General features: G+C 61.1%; 3 protein-coding genes. All 3 read left to right on the top strand.

The window, feature by feature from the left end; translation table 11 throughout:
- Positions 1-187: 187 nt before the first annotated feature.
- Positions 188-553 (top strand): ArsR/SmtB family transcription factor, encoded by a 366-nt coding sequence (locus AB5202_RS09865; protein WP_055285819.1) that lies wholly within the window; start codon positions 188-190, stop codon positions 551-553.
- 63 nt (positions 554-616) lie between these two features.
- Positions 617-835, top strand: a complete 219-nt coding sequence (locus AB5202_RS09860) for a cation transporter (protein ID WP_006235433.1) — start codon at positions 617-619, stop codon at positions 833-835.
- A gap of 100 nt (positions 836-935) precedes the next feature.
- Positions 936-2,888: a heavy metal translocating P-type ATPase gene (locus AB5202_RS09855; RefSeq protein ID WP_368144658.1), complete on the top strand. Its 1,953-nt coding sequence runs from the start codon at positions 936-938 to the stop codon at positions 2,886-2,888.
- Positions 2,889-3,071: the final 183 nt, after the last annotated feature.

Genomic DNA, 3,071 nt, shown 5'->3' with positions numbered 1-3,071 from the left:
GGATTCGCGCCTCAGGACTCAGCGCAACGCGTTGCGCTGAGTCCTGAGGCTGTTGCAATGAAAATGAGAATCAAGGTCCCCATCATTTTGTGCAACGAATTACCTGAACGTCATTGACATATGAACATACACTCATATAATCGGAAGCAAGTTATATGAGCGCATGTTCATATGAAAGGATATTGCAATGAGCATCCGCGTTGATGAAACGAAACCCGACATCGAGGCCACCGAACCCGCGATTCCCACCACCTGCTCGCCCGAGGACCTTCCCGACGAGGAGCTTCTCTACGACCTCGCCGACCTGTTCAAGGTCTTCAGCGACACCACGCGCATCAAGATCCTCTATGCCCTCATGGGCCGCGAGCTCTGCGTGGCGGACATCGCCGAAGCGACCGAAACCTCGCAGTCCGCGGTGTCGCACCAGCTGCGCACACTCAAGCAGTCGCACCTGGTTAAATTCCGGCGCGACGGGCGCAATATCCTATACTCGCTCGCCGACGACCACGTCTACACCATGCTCAACCAGGGCATGAGCCACATCTGCGAATAGCGACCAACCACGGTACCAGCGCGGCCTGCACCCAAGCCGCAAATACGGGGAAAGGAATCCACCATGAAAAAGCAGTTTAAACTCGACGAGATCGACTGCGCCAACTGCGCGCGTGAGCTTCAGGACGAGCTGGCCAAGCTCGATGGCGTCAAGTCCGTTTCGGTCAACTTTATGACCCAGAAGTTGACGCTCGAGGCCGATGACGCCGAGTTCGACGAGGTCCTCGACCGCGTTGTGGAGTTCACCGCCGACGCCGAGCCGGACTGCGAGATCATTCTCTAGCCCAGGTTTACGCCAACCCGCAAGGCCGCGCTTGCCGCGGCCTTTGCTCGCGAAATTATATGAGCGAGTGTTCATACATTCAAATGGGAGGATACGAGTCATGGCCACCGCCGACCCCAAGAAGAAAAAGAAGAAGCGCAAGAAAAAAGAGTCACTCGAGCATAAGCGCAACCGCATCCTGGTAGCGCTGGGCATTTTTGCCGTGGTGTACGCCCTCGATGAGTTCAGCACCCTTACCGCCGCATTCGGCACCCCGGGCGACATCTACGCCAGCTTTGTGCTGTTCCTCGTGCCGTTTTTGATTGCCGGCTACGACGTACTGCAAAAGGCATTCAATAACATCCGCCGCGGCAAGGCCTTCGACGAGAGCTTCCTCATGGCCGTCGCAACCATCGGCGCATTTGCCATGGTGTTCTTCCCCGACACAGACCCGCACATGGCCGAAGGCGCCGCCGTCATGCTGTTCTACCAGGTCGGCGAGCTGTTCCAGGCATACGCCGTGGGCAAGAGCCGCAAGTCGATCAGCGCCATGATGGACATCGCGCCCGACTACGCTAACGTCGAGCAACCCGACGGCTCACTCGAACAGGTCTTCCCCGATGACATCGCGGTCGGCACCGTGATCGTGGTCAAGCCCGGCGAGCGCGTGCCTATCGACGGCGTCATCGTCGAGGGCGAAACCCAGCTCGACACCGCCGCCCTTACCGGTGAGTCGGTCCCCCGCCCGGCCAAAACCGGAGACGATATCATCAGCGGCTGCATCAACATGACGGGGCTCATCCACGTGCGCACCACCAAGCCCTTTGGCGAGTCCACCGTCGCACGCGTCCTGGAGCTCGTGGAGAATGCCAGCGAAAAGAAGGCACGCACCGAGAACTTCATCACGCGCTTTGCCCGCATCTACACGCCCGCCGTCACCGGCGCTGCCGCGGTGCTCGCGCTCGGCGGTGGCCTGGTCACCGGTGCCTGGTCCGACTGGATTCTGCGCGGCCTGACCTTCTTGGTCGTCAGCTGCCCGTGCGCGTTGGTGATCAGCGTGCCGCTTAGTTTCTTTGGCGGCATCGGCGGCGCATCCAAGCTGGGCGTTCTCATCAAGGGTTCTAACTACCTCGAGACGCTCGCCGACGTGGACACCGTCGTCTTTGACAAGACGGGCACCCTCACCAACGGCACGTTCTCGGTGGTCGCGGTACACCCCGAGGCCGGCTATACCGAGCAGTCGTTGCTCGAAGTCGCAGCCCTTGCTGAGTCGTTCTCCGATCACCCCATCGCGCAGTCCGTACGTGTCGCCTACCAGGGCGAGGTCGACCCCAAGCGCGTAAGCGACTCCACCAACGACGCGGGCCATGGCGTGACGGCAGCCATCGACGGCAAGCACGTCGTCGTTGGCAACGCAAAGATGCTCGCCGCGGCCGGCGTCGAAGCGCCCGATTGCGAGGTCGTCGGAACGATTCTGCATGTGCTCGTTGACGGCGTGTACGCCGGCCACATCGTGATTGCAGACACCGTCAAGGCCGATGCCGAGCAGACGATCAGCGACCTGCACGCCGCCGGCGTCAAGCGCACCGTCATGCTCACGGGCGACCGCGAGGAGGTTGCGGCGTCTGTGGCCAAGCAACTCAGTCTCGACGAGTTCCACGCGCAGCTGCTGCCGGGCGATAAGGTCGAGCGTGTTGAGGCGTTGCTTGCGAGCGAGAACGGCAAGGGCAAGCTCGCTTTTGTCGGCGACGGTATCAACGACGCACCCGTGCTTACCCGTGCCGATGTGGGCATCGCCATGGGCGCCATGGGCTCGGACGCCGCAATTGAGGCGGCGGACGTCGTGCTGATGGATGACAAGCCGTCCAACATTTCCCGCGCGATCCGCGTGGCGCGCAAGACCATGGCGATTGTCTGGCAGAACATCATCTTTGCGCTGGGCGTTAAGCTGCTGATCCTGGTGCTGGCAGCGCTGGGCATTGCCGACATGTGGCTTGCCGTGTTCGGCGACGTAGGCGTGGCGATCATCGCCATCCTGAACGCCATGCGCGCGATGGGTGTCAAGAACCTGTAGCGTTCGTGGGCTGTCCGGCCGGGACCGGGCTTGGTTTTGAAAACGTCCTCGCGCATGAGGCCCGTCTTTCCTGCTCCTGCGGAGCAACGGAAAGACGGGCCTCGCGCTGACGCTCCTATTTGGCAAGGTGTCTTTTAGAATCCATTTTGCGCTCGGCCTCGAAGGCCTGCCTGTCCCAATCGA

Origin of the sequence: Collinsella aerofaciens, from assembly GCF_040915545.1 — a bacterium.
Taxonomy (GTDB): Bacteria; Actinomycetota; Coriobacteriia; order Coriobacteriales; family Coriobacteriaceae; genus Collinsella; species Collinsella aerofaciens_BE.
This window is presented reverse-complemented; position numbering and strand designations above follow the sequence as displayed.